The organism is Mesorhizobium sp. AR07, from assembly GCF_024746815.1.
Lineage (GTDB): Bacteria > Pseudomonadota > Alphaproteobacteria > Rhizobiales > Rhizobiaceae > Mesorhizobium.
In genome coordinates this window covers 2,915,367-2,933,398 of record NZ_CP080525.1, presented here as the reverse complement: position 1 = coordinate 2,933,398, position 18,032 = coordinate 2,915,367, and the positions used below count along the sequence as shown (strand labels likewise).

Genomic DNA, 18,032 nt, shown 5'->3' with positions numbered 1-18,032 from the left:
ATTCACGAAGGATACCCTCACTTCCTTGCGCGAAACTGAATCGGATACAGCGGCTTCGATTCAAGCCTCACACAAGGCACGGGGACTATCCCTTTCTCGTGACGTGAAACGCGGAAGGACCGCTCGTGGGCATTCTGATTGGACTGGTGGTGACGCTCGGCTGCGTCCTTGGCGGCTTCATGGCCATGGGCGGCCATCTTCAGGTGCTGGTCCAGCCGTGGGAAGCCGTGGTCATCTGCGGCGCCGCGTTCGGGACGTTTCTGGTCGCCAATCCGATGAAGACCGTCAAGGATACCGGCAAGGCCATCCTCGAGGCGTTCAAGCAGGCGGTGCCGAAGGAGCAGAACTACCTCGAAACGCTCGGCGTGCTGCACAGCCTGATGCGCGAACTGCGCTCGAAGTCGCGCAGCGAGGTCGAGGCGCATATCGACAATCCCGAGGAATCGGCGATCTTCCAGGCCTTCCCGACCGTGCTCAAGAACCACGATTTGATGAATTTCATCTGCGACTACTGCCGCATCATCATCATCGGCAATGCCCGCTCGCACGAGATCGAGGCGCTGATGGACGAGGAAATCCAGACCATCAGGTCCGACAAGATGAAGGCCTATCACGCAATGGTGGCGGTTGGTGACGGCCTGCCCGCGCTCGGCATCGTCGCCGCCGTGCTCGGCGTGGTCAAGGCGATGGGCGCGCTCGACCAGTCGCCGGAAATCCTCGGCGGCCTGATTGGCGCGGCGCTGGTCGGCACCTTCCTCGGCATCTTCTTGTCCTACGCGGTGGTCGGGCCCGTCGCCACCAAGATCAAGACGGTGCGCGAGAAGAACAACCGTCTCTACATCATCGTCAAGCAGACGCTGCTGGCCTACATGAACGGCGCGCTGCCGCAGGTGGCGATCGAGTTCGGCCGCAAGACCATCTCGTCCTATGAACGGCCGACGATCGATGCCGTCGAGCAGAGCACGATGAACACCGGCACCGCCGAGAAGAAGGCTGCCTGAACGATGCGCCACAGAGCGGTCCCAGCATTGTCATGAGCGGTCCGGGAAGCTCCGCGGAAGCGCGCTCGCTGATCATCGAGCGTCTCGTCGGCGACAGCGGCGAGGCCGACCAGGTCATCGACGCCGGCCGGGCCATGGCCGAGCGCGCCGTGCCGCTGCTGCACAAGAGCCTGACCGGCGAGCTTGGCGTTCCGGTGATTGTCGATCTCAAATCCGTCGAGGTCAGCCGCGTCCCAGAGGCGCGTTCGCGCGCCGGCGACACGTTTGCCCTGACGGTCGTCGGCTCGTCCGCGTCGTCCGATGCGATGACCCTGGTGCTCGATGCGCCGGCGATCGCGATCATGATCTGCACCATGTTCGGTGGCGACCCGGACCTGCCGGTATCGCCGATCGAGCGCGATCTGTCGCAGATCGAAATCGATGTCTCGACCATGGTGTTCCAGCAGGTGGCGCAGGCGCTGAACGGATCGGGACGGCGTTCGCTCGACCTGCGCCTGCCGGTGCCGCGGGCGATGTCGGGCACCGAGGCGAAACGGCACGTGCTGCGCGACGGCGCGGCGATCCGCATCGTCCTTGGCATCTCGACGCCTGCCGACAACGGCACCGTCACGGTGACGATGCCGCAGCGTGTCGTGCTGGCCAGCCGCGACGGTGCCGTCACTGTCAGCGACGACGATCACGGCCCCAGCTGGCGCGCGCGCTTTTCCGAAGAGGTGATGCGCTCCACCGTGGCGCTCGAAGCCACCATGCCGCTGGCGCGGCTGACACTCGGCGACCTCGCCGGTTTCGAAGTCGGCCAGATCATCGAATTCGAGGAAACGGCGCAGTCGCAGGCGCGTCTCAGTGCGCGCGGCAAGACGTTGTTCGTATGCGAGTTCGGCAAACTGGGTCAGAATTACACCGTCCGAATCAGGCATCCCTACGATGCCGGGCAGGACTTTATCGACGGGCTGATGCCGGCTGCCGCCGGACAAGCCTGAGCATTTGGAGACGACGCATGGCCAAGACCAAGGCGGAAGCCGACCTCGACCAGCCCGACGAGCAGCTCGACCGTGCCATCGAAGAATTGCGCGGGGTCCTGCATGAAGAGGAGCAACGCCCGGATGCGGCGTTCAGGGCTTCATCAGCCAATTCGAGCGTCATCATGAATATCCCCGTCGATGTCCAGATCATCCTCGGCAGCACCGAGATGCCGGTCTCCGACCTGATGGCGCTGCAGAAGGGATCGACGGTGGCGCTCAATCGCCGGATTGGCGAACCTGTCGACGTCGTGGTCAACGGCCGCAAGATCGCGCGCGGCGAGATCACCGTGCTGGAAAGCGATCCCTCGCGCTTCGGCATCAGGCTGACCGAAATCATCGCCGGCACGAAGGGCGCCTAGACATGGGGTGCGGGGCTTGCCGTTGGCAGCGGAGGCGAGAGGCATGACGACGCCGGTGACCTTGACCCGCGCGCAGAAGGCGGCCGCCATACTGGTGGCGATGGGCAAGCCATCGGCCAGCCGTCTTTTGAAATTCTTCAAGCAGGAAGAACTGAAGGCGCTGATCGAGGGCGCCCGTCTGCTGCGGACCATTCCGCAAAGCGATCTCGAGCGCATCGTCGCCGAATTCGAGGCCGAATTCACCGAAGGGGCGGGATTGCTCGATTCCGCCGACAGGATGGATACCATCCTCAATGAATCGCTCTCGCCCGAAGAGATGAGCGCCATCATGGGCGACAGGAAATTCGAGGTTGCGCCGGAAGGCCCGCCGCCGATCTGGCCCGAGCTCGAGAAGCTCGAACCGGCGCGGCTTGGCGCCTTCCTGGCCGGCGAACATCCGCAGACCGCGGCCATGGTGCTGTCGAAGCTTGCGCCGCAAACGGCGGCGGGCGTGCTCCTGACGCTGACCAAGGCGGCGCGCGGCGAAATCATCAAGCGCATGGTGACGATGGCCAATGTTCCGGACGCTGCTGCCAGGATCGTCGAAAACCGGCTTCGCAGCAGCGTGCTGACGGAAACCTCGACCAAGGATACGTCGGCCGGGCAGGCGCGCGTCGCCAGCGTTCTCAACGAGCTGGACAAGCCGCTGCTCGAGGAGGTCATGCTAGACCTGGAAGCCGCCGGAACGCCCGATCTCGACGGCGTGCGAGCCCGCCTGTTCGCTTTCGAGGACCTGCCGCTGCTGACCCAGAAAGCGCGGGTGCTGCTGTTCGACGGGCTGTCGACCGAACTGGTCACGCTGGCCTTGCGCGGCACTCCGGCCGGACTTGCGGAGGCGGTGCTGTCGGCGATCGGGGCGCGGTCGCGGCGCATGATCGAAGCCGAACTCGGACAAGGGTCGGACGGCGTTCCGCTTGCCGACATCACGGCGGCCCGCAAGACGATCGTGACGACGACGATCCGGCTGTCGCGCGAAGGCGCCTTCGAACTTCCTTCGACCCAGAACGCCGCCTAAGACCGCGACATGGCTGACGCGGTCGACAAGGATTCGAAAACCGAAGAGGCGACGGAAAAGAAGATCCGCGACACCATCGAACAGGGCAAGCTGCCCCATTCGCGGGAAACGGCGCTGCTCGCATCCTTCGTTGCCATACTGGTGTTCACCGTCTTCTACGCCAAGGACGCCGTCATCAATCTCGGCATGTTCCTGTCGATGTTCCTGGAGAAGCCGGAAGCCTGGCCGATGGACACCGAGACCGATGTCATCGCGCTCTACAAGATCGTTATTCTCGAGGTGGGCCGCGCCATCCTCAGCCTGCTGGTGCTGCTGACCGTTGCCGGTGTCGGCGCCTCGGTGTTCCAGAACATGCCGCAATTCGTCGGCGAGAGGATCCGGCCGCAACTCTCGCGCATCTCGATCGCCAAGGGCTGGAGCAGGCTGTTCGGCGTTCAGGGCTGGGTCGAGTTCCTGAAGTCACTCGGCAAGGTCGGTTTTGCCATCGTCGTGCTGACCTTCACGCTGTCGGAAGACCACCGCAAGCTGCTCGCCGGCATGATCACCAATCCGGTTGCCTTCGGCCTCGTCATTCGTGGCATCGCGGTCGACATCCTGGTGGCGATCGTCTTCGTCATGGGGCTGATCGCGGCTATCGACATCGTCTGGTCGCGCTTCCACTGGCGGCAGGACCTGCGCATGAGCAAGCAGGAGGTCAAGGACGAGTTCAAACAGTCCGAGGGCGATCCGATCGTCAAGTCGCGGCTGCGCTCGCTGGCGCGCGACAGGGCACGCAACCGGATGATGTCGGCGGTGCCGCGCGCAACGCTGATCATCGCCAACCCGACGCACTTCTCGATCGCGCTGAAATATGTCCGCGACGAGGACGCGGCACCGCTGGTGCTTGCCAAGGGGCAGGATCTGGTGGCGCTCAAGATCCGCGAGATCGCGCGGGAAAACAACATCCCGATCTTCGAGGACGTGGCGCTCGCCCGCTCCATGTACAAGCAAGTTTCGGTCGATAATGTGATCCCGTCGCAATTCTACCAGGCCGTCGCCGAACTGGTGCGGGTCGTCTACTCGAAAAAGGCTGAGCGCAGACAGATTTCATGAACCGGCAACCGCACGCAAATTCCCGCGAGATCATCGTCGCCAGCGCCATCGAGCAAGTGGTGGGGGAACTCCGACTGATCGATGTCGCCGACTATATCGCCTTCATTCGGCTGGAGCATTTCGCGTGCCTGTCGGATCTGGTCGATTCAGCGGTGGAACTGTTCTTCATGCCGGGCACGCTGCGGCTGGGCCATGGCGGCGAGGCACATGTCGACTGGAGCGGCAGTCCGCGCATCGTGCTCGATCTGGAGCTGAGGCCGCCGGGCGTTACCGTCTATTTCCAGCTGACGCTGAGCGAGCTTGGCGCGTCGGTGTTGGTGAACTACGTGTCGTTCGAGAAGCCGGGCGAAGACCCCGAGCACAACACCGCCCTGCTGGAGGCGGTGATTGAACAGGCGCGAGTCCGCAAGGCCGAGCCGCTGGCCTTTCGCTGACCATCGATCGTTTTCGAGCCGCCGGCGGCCGTCGTTTTCCCAAAACCAGGCCCACTTTTGGGCGACATGCATTGGAATTGCCCTATTCGATCAAGCCAAGCCGCAGCGCCTTGGCCACCGCCTGGTTGCGGTTGACGGCATTGAGCTTCTGGGTCGACTGGGTCAGGTACTGGTTGGCGGTGTGCACCGACAGTTTCAGCAGACGCGCGATCTCTTCGCTGGTGTTGCCATTGGCGGTCAGCTTCAGGCATTCGAGCTCGCGCTTGGAGATCGAACGCATCCGGCCGGCATCGCCTGGACGGATGCGGGCGACAGCGGCGAACAGCGAAAAGCAGCGGGCGTGGATTTCGTAGAGCGCGTCCTGCCGCAAGGCGATCTCCGAGCCAAGGAAAACGACGAGGCCGCATTGGCCGCGGTCGGCATGGACGGGGAATGCGATGCCGCTGGTGCCGGGCGCCAGCGGCGCCGTCTGCTCGGTCCAGGCCAGATTGCCGAACATCTCCGTCATGGCGGCGACGCCGTCGTCCGTCCACCAGCGCGGCTCCGTCGAGTCGCGGGTGTGTTGCACGATCTCCTCGCCATTGGCGCCTGAAATGAACTTCGTCGCCACCGCAATGCCGGGATAGTCGGAATCGAGGCAAGGAACGAGCCGTGCCCGCTCCGGCGACGGGCTGACGAAGAACAGGCCAAAGGCCGAAGCGTTGATGTCGACGGCGATCCAGCGGCAGCGGCGTACGGCATCGGGAATGGTGACGGCGTGATGGGTTTCGGAGCCGAGCGAGAAAGCACCGAACGGGTTGCGCTGCTCGTTGAAAAGGGCCTCGGCAGCCTCCTTGATATCGGCTTGTTTCAAATGATGCCGCTCCTGATCGCCGTGGCGATGGCCATCGCCCGGTTGCTGGCCGCGAATTTCTGGATGGCGTGGGTGATGTAGCTGTTGACGGTGTTTGAGGAGACGCCAAGGATGACGGCGACCTCGTCGGTGGTCTTGCCTTCGGAGACCCAGAACAGGCATTCGCGCTCGCGGTCCGACAGCGGATCCTGCATGGCGGCGGCGGCAATCAGCTGCGGGATGTGCGAAAGCGCGTAGCAGCATTTCAGCTGCGCCCGCATCAGCGCCGGTGGGTCGATGCTGCCGGCCGTCGCTGCCGAGAACAAGGCAAACAGGCGCTGGCGGCCGACATTCAGCCTGAGTGAATAGACCTCGGCATGGCCGAGCACGTCGAGAAGGCGAGCCTCCTCACCGGTGATCAATCCATCTGTCTCGGGCGCCTGGGCTGCCACCAGCTGTCTCGGGCGGATGCCGGGTGCGACGGTGAGCGCGCCTTGCGCAAGCCCGGCGATCAGCCGCTTGCCGATCAGCTCGATGGCGTCGAAAATCCAGTTGGACGAAACGATGCGCGCGTCGTTGCGATCCTGATCGTGGACGATGGCGACCAGCATGTAGCTGTCGGCGCCGATCTCGGCGGCCAGCTGCATGAAAAAACTGGTGAGATCGCCGCGCGACGCCAGGCGCGAGCCCAATGTGTCGGATTGAAGAAGCGCGGCGGGACTGCTCATTCTTGTTGCTTTTGGCCGGAATCGTTTCTGCTGTCCGGATGCTGGATGACAGCCGCCGAACCCGAATACACATTACTTTGACGAAGACGCACGCGTGGCGCAGGGCTGCGCCAACCAGATTCGAATCCATTCAGGGAACGCGAAGCCGTCCGCGTCTGGTGCCGGAAAACTCCGGAACGTGAGACTTTGGGTGGTCGCCGCGCCCCCCTCGGACCGGCTGATTCGGGTCTAATCTACCCGCAGATGAATCCGACATCAAACGCGATTTGACAAAATCGAATCTGGTGGACTCGCATGCGACTCAGAGGCCGCTTCCCAGGCCTTTTCGCCGCCTCTCGGGCACTGAACACCCGACGCGAAAAAGCCGGACGTTGTTGCAAAGCTGCTGTATCGAGGGCAAATCGATTTCGATAGGTTTTCGACGACCGGCGGGGAAGGGTCGGGCTGGGCATGATGTAGGTGGGTGCATTCCTGTGCTTCGGCCAAGGATTGCGGCGCGAGGATTCACGCCAATTTATCGGTTCAATGCGCGGCCGGCGGCCGCGTGCAAATTTTTGCACTTTGGGTTTCGGGGGAAACGATGAGCGATTCATTTCGGGAAGTTACGTCCGTTTCGTGGTTCGGGCGCATCAAGCGCGCGGTCGGTGGGGTCTTCTTCGGCCTGCTCCTGATCGTGTTGATGGTGGTCGGGTTGTTCTGGAACGAGGGGCGTGCGGTGCAGACGGCGCGCTCGCTGGCCGAAGGCGCCGGCGCCGTGGTTTCGGCTGGCGCCGACAGCGTCGATGCGGCCAATGACGGCAAACTGGTGCATGTCAGCGGGCCGGTGGCGGCGGATAGTGGTCTGTCCGACCCGGATTTTGGCATCGCGGCCCAGGGCCTGCGGCTGTCGCGCGGCGTCGAGATGTACCAGTGGAAGGAAGAATCCAAATCCGAAACCACCAAGAAGCTTGGAGGCGGCGAGGAGACGGAGACGACCTACAGCTATTCGAAGGTGTGGGACGACAAGCAGATCGATTCATCGGACTTCAAGAAGCCGGACGGCCACCAGAATCCGGCGATGGCCATCAGCGGCCGCAGCTTCCAGATTCCGGAAGGCAAGCTTGGCGCTTTCACGCTCGACCAGCTCGTGCTTGACCGCATAGAGGGCGACAAAGCGTACCCGCTGTCGCCTGACCAGTCGGCTGCGATCAAGGCCGCCTATACCGGCACCAGGCCACTCAGCATCGTCGACGGCAAGATTTATCTCGGTGCGGACACGACAGCGCCGGCGCTGGGCGACTACCGCATCGGCTACGAACTTGCGCCGCTCGGCGTGGTCAGCATCGTTGCGCGCCAGGCCGGCAGCCGGTTCGAACCTTACCAGACGGTGGCCGGCGACCAATTGCTGATGGTCGACACCGGCACTGTCTCGGCCGACAAGATGTTTGCGGAGGCGGTCAGCGCAAACACGCTGATCACCTGGCTGCTGCGCGCCGCCGGCCTTTTGCTGCTGACGATCGGCTTTGCCCTGTTCCTCAGCCCGATCGGGGTGATCCTCGACGTCATTCCGTTCCTGGGCAGCATGGCGCGCATGGGAACCGGCATCATCGCCTTCTTCCTGGCGATCCTGGTCGGCACGACGACGATTGCGATTGCCTGGTTCTGGTATCGGCCTGTGCTGGCGGCGGGAATTCTCGCAGCCGGTGTCATCGCCGCGGCGGCCGTCTACTACCTGGGCCGATCGCGCAAGGCAGCCGCGCCGATAGAAGCGGCGAGCACTGGCGCAGCTGCCTAGTTGGGAACGAGGGGGCGCCCGCAAGCCGCCCCCTGTTTTCCTATCGATCCTCGAAGCCGGTCAGAACGCCGACGGCGTTGATGCCGATCTCCTCGACGGCATAGCCGCCTTCCATAACGAACAGAGTCGGCAGGCCGAGCTTGGCGATGCGGCGGCCGATCTTGGGATAGTCTGATGTCTTCAGCTTGAACTGGCTGATCGGGTCCTTCTCGAACGTGTCGACGCCGAGCGAAACGACGACGACATCGGGCGCGTAAGCGGCGAGCTTGGCGCAGGCATCTTCCAGCGAGGCGTTCCAGGCGTCCCAGTCGGTGCCGAACGGCATCGGATAGTTGATGTTGAAGCCTTCGCCGGCGCCGGTGCCGCGTTCGTCGGCATGGCCGAGGAAAAACGGATATTCGACCATCGGATCGCCATGCAGGTTGAGGACCTGTACGTCGGCGCGGTCGTAGAAGATTTCCTGCGTGCCGTTGCCGTGGTGGTAGTCGACATCGAGGATGGAGACGCGGCTGGCGCCCTGGTCGCGGAACCATTGCGCGGCGACGGCGGCGTTGTTGATGAAGCAATAGCCGCCCATGAAGCCGGCACCGGCATGATGGCCGGGCGGGCGGCAGAGCGCGAAGGCGGATGCCTCGCCGGCCTTGACCAGGCCGGCGGCGGTCAGCGCCACGTCATAGGACGATTTGATCGCGGCCCATGTGCCTTCGACGAAGGTGGCGCCGGCATCGAAGGAATAGTAACCGAGCAGGGCGTCGATACGCTTTGGCTGCACGTCGCCGCGCAGGCCGCGCGTCGGCCAGGTGAAGGGCATCGCCGAGCCCTTGAAGCCGGCTTCGATCCATTGGGGCCAGACTGTCGGCAGGAAGTCGATGTAGTCGGCCTTGTGGATGCGCTTGGCGGCGGCAAGATCGTGCTCGAGCGGCAGGACGATCGGACCCAGTCCCTCGCTTTCGACCCGCGCCTTGATGAATTCGGCCCGCGACGGCTTTTCGAAACCCGGCACGATGGCGCTTGTGACCAGTTCCATCTGCCCGGCATGGCCGGCGTGGAGAGGTGAGAAAACAGTCTTCATCTTGGCGCCGGCTCGCTGTTCAATTTGTTCGGATAGGGTTGGCAGACTGCTTTGTGACAGAGAGTTTCAACGCCGCCAAGGGGCATTCCAGAGTGTTGCCGTGAACCGCCACCGGACGGCTTGCCAGACGCCAATACTCTGCTAGCCTAAGTTCAAACGGGAGAAAATTATGCCGCTAACGGCCGATCTGATCGTCGAGAACGCCAGTATTTTGACGATGGATCCCGATACTCCCCGCGCTTCGGCCATAGCCATCAAGGGCAATGAAATCATTGCGATCGCAGATCGCGCCACCGTGCTCGGTCTCAAAGGCCCCGGCACACGCGTCATCGACGCCGGCGGCGGCTCGGTCGTGCCCGGCTTCATCGAAGCGCACATGCATCTTTTCGCGGGCGCGGCGGAGCTCGATCATCTGCAATTGATGGGCGTGCATGGTTTTGACGCGCTTTCGCAAGCCGTGCGCCATTATGCCGCAAGTCGGACGCACCAGGCCGTCCTGCAGGCGCAGGGCGCCGACTACACAATCTTGTCGGCGAGCGAGCGGGTCACCCGCCATCATCTCGACCGTATCCTGCCGGACCGGCCTTTCGTCATGGCAGCACCTGACCATCACACGATGTGGGCGAACACCAAGGCGCTGGAGCTGGCCGGCCTGCTTAAAGGCAAAGAGCTTGGCCCGGGCAACGAGATCGTCATGGGCGATGATGGCCTGGCCAGCGGCGAATTGCGCGAAGGCGAGGCCTTCGGACCGCTGATCGACCTGGCTGGCGAGAGCCGCGTGCGGCTGGGACTGTCGACCGGCGGCGAGCCCAACCCTAAGCCGACGGCGGCAGAGCAGGCTTCCGACCGGGAGATCATGCGCCGCGGGCTGGAATGGTGCGCCAGGCACGGCATCACCTCGATCCAGAACATGGACGGCAATCTGCACCAGCTCGAGCTGTTGTCCGAGATCGAGGCCGAGGGTGGGCTGCTGTGCCGGGTGCAGGTGCCGTTCCACTACAAGAACTTCATGACGCACGAGGCGCTCGACAAGGCGTCTGACATGGCCGAACGCTACCAGGGCGAGTGGCTCTCGTCGGGAATGGTCAAGGTGTTCTACGACGGCGTGCTCGATTCCTGGACGGCGGTGATGATCGAGCCCTATGCGGATCGGCCCGACTGGGTCGGCGAGCCGTTGTTCACACCGCGGCAGTTCATCGATCTGGCCGTTGCCATCGACAAACGCGGGTTGCAGATCGCCGTGCATTCGATCGGCGACGGCGCCGTGCGCGCCGTGCTCGACGGCTACGAGGCGGCGCAGAAGGCCAATGGCAAGCGCGACAGCCGGCATCGCGTCGAGCATATCGAAGTGACCACCGCCGCCGATGTGCCGCGCTTTGCCGAACTCGGCGTCATCGCCTCGATGCAGCCGCCGCATCCGCCGGGCACGATGGGCCTGCCGCTGGAGCCGACGGTGTCGCGCATCGGCGCCAGCCGCTGGCCGCTGAGCTATGCGTGGCGGACCTTGAAGAATGCCGGCGCGCATGTCGTGTTCGCGTCGGACTGGCCGGTGTCGCCGATCGACCCGATCCTGGGCATTCAGGCGGCAGTGCTGCGCAAACCTTGGGCAGACGGCGACCCCGACCAGAGCTTCTCGCTGCACGAGTCGCTCGCTGGCTACACGGTTGAAGGCGCCTATGCGGAATTCATGGAGCACCGCAAAGGCCGCCTGAAGCCGGGCTATCTGGCCGATCTGGTGGTTTTGTCGGCCGATATCGAGAAGACGGCGCCGGTCGACCTGCACATGGTGCGGCCGCTGACGACGATCTGCGGCGGCAAGGTCACCTATCAGGCATGACGATGGCATGGGGCTTGCTAGCCCTGAGCTGCTAACTGAACTGTGATTCAGTGCCGGGCTTGCCAACATACCGGCCTTGTGTTCACATCGAACAGGGGAAAACTCCGCCGGCAAGAGCGGGGTCAACAGTGAGGCGTAATCGTGCCGGACAAACCGGATCGGAATGCGATTGAAGTTGTCAAGGTAAGCAAAATTTTCGGATCAGGTGAGGGTCGGGTCGCTGCCCTCGACACGGTCTCGGTATCCATCCGCGAGAACGAGTTTTTCACGCTGCTCGGCCCTTCCGGCTGCGGAAAGACGACGTTGCTGCGGCTGATTGCCGGCTTCGACTTTCCGAGCGCCGGCGAGATATTGCTCTACGGCCAGGACATCGCGCCACTGCCGCCGTTCAAGCGGCCGGTCAACACCGTCTTCCAGTCCTATGCGCTGTTCCCGCACATGACGGTGGCCGAGAACATCGGCTTTGGCCTGGAAATGCTGGGCAAGCCGAAGGCCGAGATCAAGGCACGCGTCGCCGAGATGCTGAAGCTGGTCAAGATGGAGGCGCTCAGCGCGCGCCGCACCAGCCAGATCTCCGGCGGCCAGCAGCAGCGCGTGGCGCTGGCCAGGGCGTTGGCGCCGCAGCCCAAGGTGCTGCTGCTCGACGAGCCGCTCTCCGCGCTCGACTACAAGCTGCGCAAGGAGATGCAGATCGAGCTGAAGCGGCTGCAGCACGAGACCGGCATCACCTTCATCTTCGTCACTCACGATCAGGAAGAAGCGCTGACCATGTCGGACCGCATCGCGGTGATGTCGTCGGGCAAGATCCTGCAGGTCGGTTCTCCCTGGGACATCTATGACAAGCCGGCGGAACGCTTCGTCGCCGACTTCATCGGCGAGACCAATTTCCTGACCGCGGCCATCTCCGGCGTCAGCAACGGCAAGGCGCGCGCGACGCTCAAATCCGGGGCGACGATCGATGCCACGGTGGCCGAAGGGTTCCAGCCCAAGGACAATGCCACGGTGGTGGTGCGGCCCGAACACGCCAAGCTGACCACCGCCAAGGGCGACCTTGCCGGGGTGGTGGAGAACATCGTCTATTTCGGCACCGACACGCATATCCAGGTGCGCCTGGACAGCGGCGAGGCTTTCACCGTTCGTCAGCAGAACAGCCGCAGCGCCGGCTGCGGATTCGACCAGGGAGACAAGGTCGGCATCGCCATCGGCAACGACGCTGCGCAGGTGTTGAGGGACTGATGGCAACCGCTCAGGAAGTCTCCCGGGAAGCGGAGCGGCGCGATATCCGCTCACGCTGGCTGCTGTCGGCGCCGGCCCTGATCATCATCCTGCTCGCGGCGACCGGCCCGTTGCTGATCGTCGTGCTCTACTCCTTCCTGACGCCCGCGCCCTATGGCGACGTGGTGTGGAAGTTCTCCACCGACGGCTGGGTATCGGTGCTGCTGCAGCGTGATATGTTCGACGATACGCTGTCCTTCGCCGATGCCAATCTGTCGATCTTCTGGCGCTCGGCCAAGCTGTCGTTCTTCACGACGATCTTCACACTGATCTTCGGCTTCCCGACCGCCTATTTCATCGCCACGCGGCCGGAGCGAAAGCGCGACATCTGGCTGTTCCTGATCACCATTCCGTTCTGGACAAATCTGCTTATCCGCACCTTCGCCATCCAGGAGGTGATCCGCAACGAGGGCATCGTCAACACACTGCTGATCAAGCTCGGCATCATCAATGCGCCGATCCAGATGATGTTCACCGATTTCGCGCTGATGCTGGGCATGACCTATGTCTATCTGCCGCTGATGGTGCTGCCGCTCTATGCCAGCATGGAGAAGATCGACTTCCGGCTGGTCGAGGCGGGTTACGATCTTTATGCCGGCCGCTTCCAGGTGCTGAGGCGCATCATCATCCCGCTGGTCAAGCCCGGCATCATCGCCGGCTCGATCCTGGTCTTCATCCCGGCGCTTGGTGCCTATGTGACGCCGCGCGTGCTTGGCGGCGCGAAGAACCTGATGCTCGGCAATCTGATCGAACTGCAGTTCGGACAGGGGCGCAACTGGCCGCTTGGCTCGGCACTGTCGATCACGCTGATGGTGATCGTCATGGTGGCGCTGCTGTTCTATGTCCGTTCCGCCGGACGCCAGGGAGGCTCGCATGGCTAGCCGCTTCGACGTCCGCCAGCAGACCGGCTTCACCACCGTCGCGATGATCTGCTTCTTCGCGCTCTATCTGCCGATCGCGACACTTGTCGTCTATGCCTTCAACGCCGGCAATTCGATCGCTATCTGGGAGGGCGTGTCGCTGCGCTGGTTCTACCAGGCCTGGAACAACGATCAGGTCGTCGACGCCTCGATCCGCTCGCTGCAGATCGGCTCGGTCGCGGCGATCATTTCCACCATCGTCGCCACCATGGCGGCACTCGCCACGACACGCACCAAACGCTATCCCGGTCTCGGCTTCAAATATGCCTTCATCAACCAGCCGCTGATGGTGCCGGAGATCGTCACCGCGGTGGCACTGCTGATCTTCTTCTCGCGCATCAAGATCTGGACCGGCTATTCCGGCCTTGGCTACCTGATCGCGGCGCACACGGCGTTCTGCATTCCGTTCGCCTATCTGCCGATCCGGGCAAGGCTGGAGAACATGGACCTGTCGCTGGAAATCGCGGCGGCCGACCTCTACGCGACGCCTTGGAAGGCTTTTCGGCGCGTGACCTTCCCGCTGCTGTGGCCCGGCATCCTTGCCGGCCTGATGCTCGCCTTCGTCATTTCGCTGGATGACGTCGTCATCACCGAATTCGTCAAGTCGGGCGGCCAGGACACGTTGCCCACCTACATGCTCGGCCAGCTCCGGCGCGTCGTGACGCCGGAGATCAATGCGATTTCGACGGTGTTCCTGCTGATCTCGATCTTGATCGTCACCGTCTTCTTTTTCGTCAGCAGGAAAAAGGATCAGGAATGACAAAAACGACAGGAGAGAAGCAATGAACTGGAAACTGACCGCGACGGCGATCGGCGCCGCGTTACTGGCTTCGGCCGGTATTGCGCGAGCCGACGGCGAACTCAACATCTACAATTGGGGCAACTACACCAACCCGGACCTGATCAAGAAGTTCGAGGAAAAGTACAAGGTCAAGGTAACGCTGACCGACTATGATTCCAACGACACCGCGCTAGCCAAGATCCGCCAGGGGGGCAGCGGCTTCGACATCGTGGTGCCCTCGGCCAGCTTCGTGCCGATCTGGATCCAGGAAGGCTTGCTGCTGGAGACCGATCCCAACAAGATGGAAAACTTCAAGAACATGGATCCGAAATGGGTCGATGTTCCGTTCGATAAGGGCCGCAAATACACGGTTCCGTGGCAGTGGGGCACGACGGGCGTCACAGTCAACACCTCAGTCTACAAGGGCGACGTCAACACCTCGGCGATCTTCATGGATCCGCCGCCGGAACTGGCTGGCAAGGTCAATGTCGTGCCCGAAATGGCCGACGTCATGCATCTTGCCATCGCCTATGAAGGCGGCGAGCCCTGCACCGGCGACAAGGAAGTGCTGAAGAAGGTGCGCGACGCACTGATGGCGGCCAAGCCGAAGTGGATTTCGATGGACTACGGTTCGATCGAGAAGTTCACCAAGGGCGACTTCGCGGCCGGTGTCGACTGGAACGGCGCGTCCTTCCGCGCTCACCTGCAGGATCCGAAAATCGTTTATGGCTATCCGAAGGAAGGCTTCCCGATCTGGATGGACAATGTGGCGGTGCTGAAGGACGCCAAGAACGTCGACAACGCCAAGCTGTTCCAGAACTTCATCATGGATCCCGAGAACGCGGCGCTGATCTCGGCGTTCGCGCGCTATGCCAATGGCATCAAGGGTTCGGAAGCATTCATGCCGGCCGACATGAAGGATGCGCCGCAGATCAACATTCCTGCCGAGTTCGCCAGCAAGGGCAAGTTCATGCTGAGCTGCCCGCCCGACGTCCAGGCCATGTACACCAAGATCTGGACCGAGCTGCAGAAGTAGCCGCGGGGGATCCCAAGAACCCGGCGGCGAATGCCGCCGGGTTCTTCCCATTCTGGTTTTAGACACGACCCGACATAAACGACGTCCGGCCAAAACCGACGCATCCGGAGGCACGCCTGAAATGACCGATCTCGACCTTTGCTACATGCCGGCCAGCGAAGCGCTGAAGCGCTTCAAGGCGAAAAAGCTCTCGCCCGTCGAGTTGATGGAAGCGGTCATCAGCCGCGCCGAGGCGACGAAGGACAAGATCAACGCCTTCACCAACACGCATTATGACGAGGCGATGGCGCTGGCGAAAAAGGCCGAGGCGAAATACGCCAAGGGCAAGACGACAGGGTCGCTCGAAGGCCTGCCTGTCGGCATCAAGGACGAAAGCTATATCAAGGGCAAGCCGACCACCGGCGGCTCGCTGATCATGAAGGACTTCGTCGCCGACATCACCTCGACCATGAACGAGCGCATCATCAAGGCTGGCGGCATCGTCCATGCGCGCACGGCGACGCCGGAGTTTTCCTGCGCGGCCTACACTTGGTCGCGGCTGTGGGGCGTTACCCGCAACCCATGGAATCCCAAGTTCACGCCCGGCGGTTCGTCGGGCGGCTCCGGCGCCTCGCTTGCCTCCGGCACCTCGTCGATCGCCACCGGCTCCGACATTGGCGGCTCGATCCGCATCCCGGCCTCGACCTGCGGTGTCGTCGGCTACAAGCCGCCCTATGGCCGCAATCCCGACGACCCGCCCTTCAACCTCGATTTCTATTGCCACACCGGGCCGCTGGCGCGCACGGTCGAGGATGCGATCCTGCTGCAGAACGTGATGACCGGGCCGAGCCCGCTCGACATCGCCTCGCTGCGGCCGAAGCTGACGCTGCCGACCAAGTTCAAGCCGATCAAGGGCTGGAAGATCGGTTATTCGATGGACCTCGGCGGCTTCGAGGTCGATCCCGAAGTCGTCAAGAACACCAAGAAGGCGCTGGACGTGTTCCGCTCTCTGGGGGCGCAGGTCGAGGAGGTCGATCTTGGCTGGGGACCGGAGGTGCTGGAGGCCGGGCTCGCCTATCTGCATCACCTGTTCGGGGCGTTCCTGTCGAAGCTGTTGCCCAATCATGCCGATGAGATGACCAGCTATGCCCGCAAGTTCGCCGAGGACGGCGCCAGTTCGAAGGCGACCGACTTCGTCGGCAGCCTGGAGGTGGCCGGCCGCATGTACACGACGCTTGGGCCGCTGCTCGAGAAATACGACGTGCTGATCTGCCCGACGACGGCGCTGCCGTCGGTGCCGGCCGATTTCGACCAGACGAAGGACGAGGTCAGGATCAACGGCAAGCTGGTCAATCCCGCGCTCGGCTGGGTGATGACGACGCCGTTCAACACGATGAGCCGCTGCCCGGTGCTGTCGGTGCCGTCCGGCCATGCGAAGAACGGTGTGCCGACCGGCATCCAGATCATCGGCCGCACCTATTGCGACGAGGACGTGTTCCGCGCCGGCATGGCCTATGAAAAAGCACTGGGTGGCTGGTACGGAGAAAAGGCCAGCCGGCCGAAACTGTAAGGGGCTGCGCGGCCGTGCCGGGCTCAGCCGGGACATGGCGAGAGTTACCCTGGAGCAGCATACAATGACGTCCTATCGCAATTCCGATCCGCGGCCGACGATCATGCAGGGCTCGCCGCCAGCCATGGTGCTGCCCAAGCTCGACTGGGACCGGCCGCCCTGGAACCGTTGGGCATTCCAGCATATCAGAGAGTTCCTGCCGACCGCCGAAGTCTGGCGCGGCAACGGCCATCGCCACCGTTTCGAACGCGCGGAAGTCGATCTCGACGGGTTGCCGGTCGAGGCCAGCGACGGCAGGCCTTCGACGCTCGCCGGGCTGCTCGACGAGACCTATACGGACGGCTTCCTGGTGCTCAAGGGCGGCAAGGTCGCCTATGAGCGCTATTTCAACGGCATGGGCGAGCGGTCGCTGCACCTGTCGCAATCGATGGCGAAGTCGGTGACCGGCTCGGTGTTCGGCATATTGGTCGGGCGCGGCCTGATCGATCCGGGCAAGCCGGTGACAGACTATCTGCCGGAGCTCGGCGTCACCGGCTGGCTGGGCGCCAGCGTCCAGCAGGTGCTCGACATGACGAGCGGGGTGCGTTTCTCCGAAGAATATACCGACCGCTATTCCGACATTGGCCAGGTCGATGTCGCGACCGGCTGGAAGCCGGTGCCGCCGGGCAGCGATCCGGCCTTTCGCTGGCCCTCGCACATGTTCGAGCTGATCCTGGGTTTGAAGGAGACGACCCGCCCGCATGGGGCTGCCTTCGAATATCGTTCGATCGAGACCGACGTACTCGCCTTCATCATGGAGCGGGTGACCGGAAAACGTCTGCCGCAGCTGGTTTCGGAAGAACTCTGGCAAAAGCTCGGCGCCGAGGAAAGCGCCTGTTTCACCGTCGACAGCGCAGGCTATGCGGTCGCCGATGGCGGTTTCAACGCGACGCTGCGCGACTATGGCCGCTTCGGCCAGCTGATCCTCGACAATGGCGGCGGCGTCGTGCCGGCCGACTGGATCGAGGCGACGCGCAACGGCAGGCACGGGCCGGACTTCAGCCCCAGCCTGCCCGAGGGCAGCTACCGCAACCAGTTCTGGATCGAGAATCCACGCTCGCGCGCGCTGATATGCCGGGGCGTGTTCGGACAGATGATCCATATCGACTGGGATACGCGAACGGTCGTGGTCAAGCTTTCGACCTATCCGGATTTCGGCAATGTCGCCTACTCGGTGGCGACGCTGAAGGCGGTGCACGCCATCGCCGCCGCGCTTGCCTGAATCTC

General features: G+C 63.2%; 17 protein-coding genes. 14 read left to right on the top strand and 3 right to left on the bottom strand.

What is annotated here, in order from left to right; genetic code table 11:
• Positions 1-125: 125 nt before the first annotated feature.
• From motA to BPNPMPFG_RS14935, 6 genes are read left to right on the top strand one after another with little or no spacing between them, the layout of a single operon-like run.
• Positions 126-1,001, top strand: a complete 876-nt coding sequence (gene motA / locus BPNPMPFG_RS14960) for a flagellar motor stator protein MotA (protein ID WP_258596209.1) — start codon at positions 126-128, stop codon at positions 999-1,001.
• A gap of 32 nt (positions 1,002-1,033) precedes the next feature.
• Positions 1,034-1,981: a FliM/FliN family flagellar motor switch protein gene (locus BPNPMPFG_RS14955; RefSeq protein ID WP_258596208.1), complete on the top strand. Its 948-nt coding sequence runs from the start codon at positions 1,034-1,036 to the stop codon at positions 1,979-1,981.
• A 17-nt stretch (positions 1,982-1,998) separates the two neighbouring features.
• Positions 1,999-2,382, top strand: a complete 384-nt coding sequence (gene fliN, locus BPNPMPFG_RS14950; protein WP_258596206.1) for a flagellar motor switch protein FliN — start codon at positions 1,999-2,001, stop codon at positions 2,380-2,382.
• Between the two features lie 43 nt (positions 2,383-2,425).
• On the top strand, positions 2,426-3,436 hold the full coding sequence (locus tag BPNPMPFG_RS14945) for a flagellar motor switch protein FliG (protein WP_258596205.1): 1,011 nt from the start codon (positions 2,426-2,428) through the stop codon (positions 3,434-3,436).
• Positions 3,437-3,445: 9 nt separating this feature from the next.
• Positions 3,446-4,528, top strand: coding sequence for a flagellar biosynthesis protein FlhB (gene flhB / locus BPNPMPFG_RS14940; RefSeq protein WP_258596204.1), 1,083 nt, complete (start codon positions 3,446-3,448; stop codon positions 4,526-4,528).
• Complete coding sequence (locus BPNPMPFG_RS14935) at positions 4,525-4,962, top strand: BspJ family T4SS effector nucleomodulin (protein ID WP_258596202.1); 438 nt, start codon at positions 4,525-4,527, stop codon at positions 4,960-4,962. Before flhB ends, BPNPMPFG_RS14935 begins: the two co-directional genes overlap by 4 nt.
• A gap of 82 nt (positions 4,963-5,044) precedes the next feature.
• Here the strand turns inward: BPNPMPFG_RS14935 and BPNPMPFG_RS14930 are convergent, their stop codons facing one another.
• Together BPNPMPFG_RS14930 and BPNPMPFG_RS14925 are read right to left on the bottom strand one after the other, a co-directional pair.
• Positions 5,045-5,815 carry a helix-turn-helix transcriptional regulator gene (locus BPNPMPFG_RS14930; protein ID WP_258596201.1) on the bottom strand — a complete coding sequence of 257 codons (771 nt, stop codon included), beginning with the start codon at positions 5,813-5,815 and terminating at the stop codon, positions 5,045-5,047.
• A complete protein-coding gene (locus tag BPNPMPFG_RS14925) occupies positions 5,812-6,522 on the bottom strand; it encodes a helix-turn-helix transcriptional regulator (protein WP_258596200.1) in 711 nt (236 codons plus the stop codon). The genes BPNPMPFG_RS14930 and BPNPMPFG_RS14925 overlap by 4 nt, the downstream gene beginning before the upstream one ends.
• A gap of 580 nt (positions 6,523-7,102) precedes the next feature.
• Between BPNPMPFG_RS14925 and BPNPMPFG_RS14920 the strand changes: the two genes are divergently transcribed.
• Positions 7,103-8,296 (top strand): TMEM43 family protein, encoded by a 1,194-nt coding sequence (locus BPNPMPFG_RS14920; protein WP_258596199.1) that lies wholly within the window; start codon positions 7,103-7,105, stop codon positions 8,294-8,296.
• A 40-nt stretch (positions 8,297-8,336) separates the two neighbouring features.
• Here BPNPMPFG_RS14920 and BPNPMPFG_RS14915 read toward each other — a convergent pair whose 3' ends face one another.
• Positions 8,337-9,368 carry a histone deacetylase family protein gene (locus BPNPMPFG_RS14915; RefSeq protein ID WP_258596198.1) on the bottom strand — a complete coding sequence of 344 codons (1,032 nt, stop codon included), beginning with the start codon at positions 9,366-9,368 and terminating at the stop codon, positions 8,337-8,339.
• A 169-nt stretch (positions 9,369-9,537) separates the two neighbouring features.
• Between BPNPMPFG_RS14915 and BPNPMPFG_RS14910 the strand changes: the two genes are divergently transcribed.
• The 7 genes from BPNPMPFG_RS14910 (at position 9,538) to BPNPMPFG_RS14880 (ending at position 18,027) form a co-directional block, all read left to right on the top strand.
• Positions 9,538-11,205: an amidohydrolase gene (locus BPNPMPFG_RS14910; RefSeq protein WP_258596197.1), complete on the top strand. Its 1,668-nt coding sequence runs from the start codon at positions 9,538-9,540 to the stop codon at positions 11,203-11,205.
• A gap of 141 nt (positions 11,206-11,346) precedes the next feature.
• On the top strand, positions 11,347-12,441 hold the full coding sequence (locus BPNPMPFG_RS14905; protein WP_258596196.1) for an ABC transporter ATP-binding protein: 1,095 nt from the start codon (positions 11,347-11,349) through the stop codon (positions 12,439-12,441).
• Complete coding sequence (locus BPNPMPFG_RS14900; protein ID WP_258596195.1) at positions 12,441-13,361, top strand: ABC transporter permease; 921 nt, start codon at positions 12,441-12,443, stop codon at positions 13,359-13,361. The genes BPNPMPFG_RS14905 and BPNPMPFG_RS14900 overlap by 1 nt, the downstream gene beginning before the upstream one ends.
• Entirely contained in the window at positions 13,354-14,160 is an 807-nt protein-coding gene (locus BPNPMPFG_RS14895; protein WP_258596194.1) for an ABC transporter permease, read from the top strand. Before BPNPMPFG_RS14900 ends, BPNPMPFG_RS14895 begins: the two co-directional genes overlap by 8 nt.
• Positions 14,161-14,182: 22 nt before the next feature.
• Positions 14,183-15,217 (top strand): ABC transporter substrate-binding protein, encoded by a 1,035-nt coding sequence (locus BPNPMPFG_RS14890; RefSeq protein WP_258596192.1) that lies wholly within the window; start codon positions 14,183-14,185, stop codon positions 15,215-15,217.
• Positions 15,218-15,338: 121 nt separating this feature from the next.
• Positions 15,339-16,766 carry an amidase gene (locus BPNPMPFG_RS14885; RefSeq protein WP_258596190.1) on the top strand — a complete coding sequence of 476 codons (1,428 nt, stop codon included), beginning with the start codon at positions 15,339-15,341 and terminating at the stop codon, positions 16,764-16,766.
• 64 nt (positions 16,767-16,830) lie between these two features.
• Positions 16,831-18,027 carry a serine hydrolase domain-containing protein gene (locus tag BPNPMPFG_RS14880; protein ID WP_258596189.1) on the top strand — a complete coding sequence of 399 codons (1,197 nt, stop codon included), beginning with the start codon at positions 16,831-16,833 and terminating at the stop codon, positions 18,025-18,027.
• The last annotated feature ends 5 nt before the right edge of the window (positions 18,028-18,032 follow it).

Coding starts and splice junctions, on each gene's coding strand:
- BPNPMPFG_RS14890 (WP_258596192.1), top strand. CDS start 14,183: ATGAACTGGAAACTGACCGCGACGGCGATCGGCGCCGCGTTACTGGCT.
- BPNPMPFG_RS14935 (WP_258596202.1), top strand. CDS start 4,525: ATGAACCGGCAACCGCACGCAAATTCCCGCGAGATCATCGTCGCCAGC.
- BPNPMPFG_RS14880 (WP_258596189.1), top strand. CDS start 16,831: ATGACGTCCTATCGCAATTCCGATCCGCGGCCGACGATCATGCAGGGC.
- BPNPMPFG_RS14910 (WP_258596197.1), top strand. CDS start 9,538: ATGCCGCTAACGGCCGATCTGATCGTCGAGAACGCCAGTATTTTGACG.
- fliN (WP_258596206.1), top strand. CDS start 1,999: ATGGCCAAGACCAAGGCGGAAGCCGACCTCGACCAGCCCGACGAGCAG.
- BPNPMPFG_RS14920 (WP_258596199.1), top strand. CDS start 7,103: ATGAGCGATTCATTTCGGGAAGTTACGTCCGTTTCGTGGTTCGGGCGC.
- BPNPMPFG_RS14925 (WP_258596200.1), bottom strand. CDS start 6,522: ATGAGCAGTCCCGCCGCGCTTCTTCAATCCGACACATTGGGCTCGCGC.
- BPNPMPFG_RS14955 (WP_258596208.1), top strand. CDS start 1,034: ATGAGCGGTCCGGGAAGCTCCGCGGAAGCGCGCTCGCTGATCATCGAG.
- flhB (WP_258596204.1), top strand. CDS start 3,446: ATGGCTGACGCGGTCGACAAGGATTCGAAAACCGAAGAGGCGACGGAA.
- BPNPMPFG_RS14915 (WP_258596198.1), bottom strand. CDS start 9,368: ATGAAGACTGTTTTCTCACCTCTCCACGCCGGCCATGCCGGGCAGATG.
- BPNPMPFG_RS14885 (WP_258596190.1), top strand. CDS start 15,339: ATGACCGATCTCGACCTTTGCTACATGCCGGCCAGCGAAGCGCTGAAG.
- BPNPMPFG_RS14900 (WP_258596195.1), top strand. CDS start 12,441: ATGGCAACCGCTCAGGAAGTCTCCCGGGAAGCGGAGCGGCGCGATATC.
- BPNPMPFG_RS14895 (WP_258596194.1), top strand. CDS start 13,354: ATGGCTAGCCGCTTCGACGTCCGCCAGCAGACCGGCTTCACCACCGTC.
- BPNPMPFG_RS14945 (WP_258596205.1), top strand. CDS start 2,426: ATGACGACGCCGGTGACCTTGACCCGCGCGCAGAAGGCGGCCGCCATA.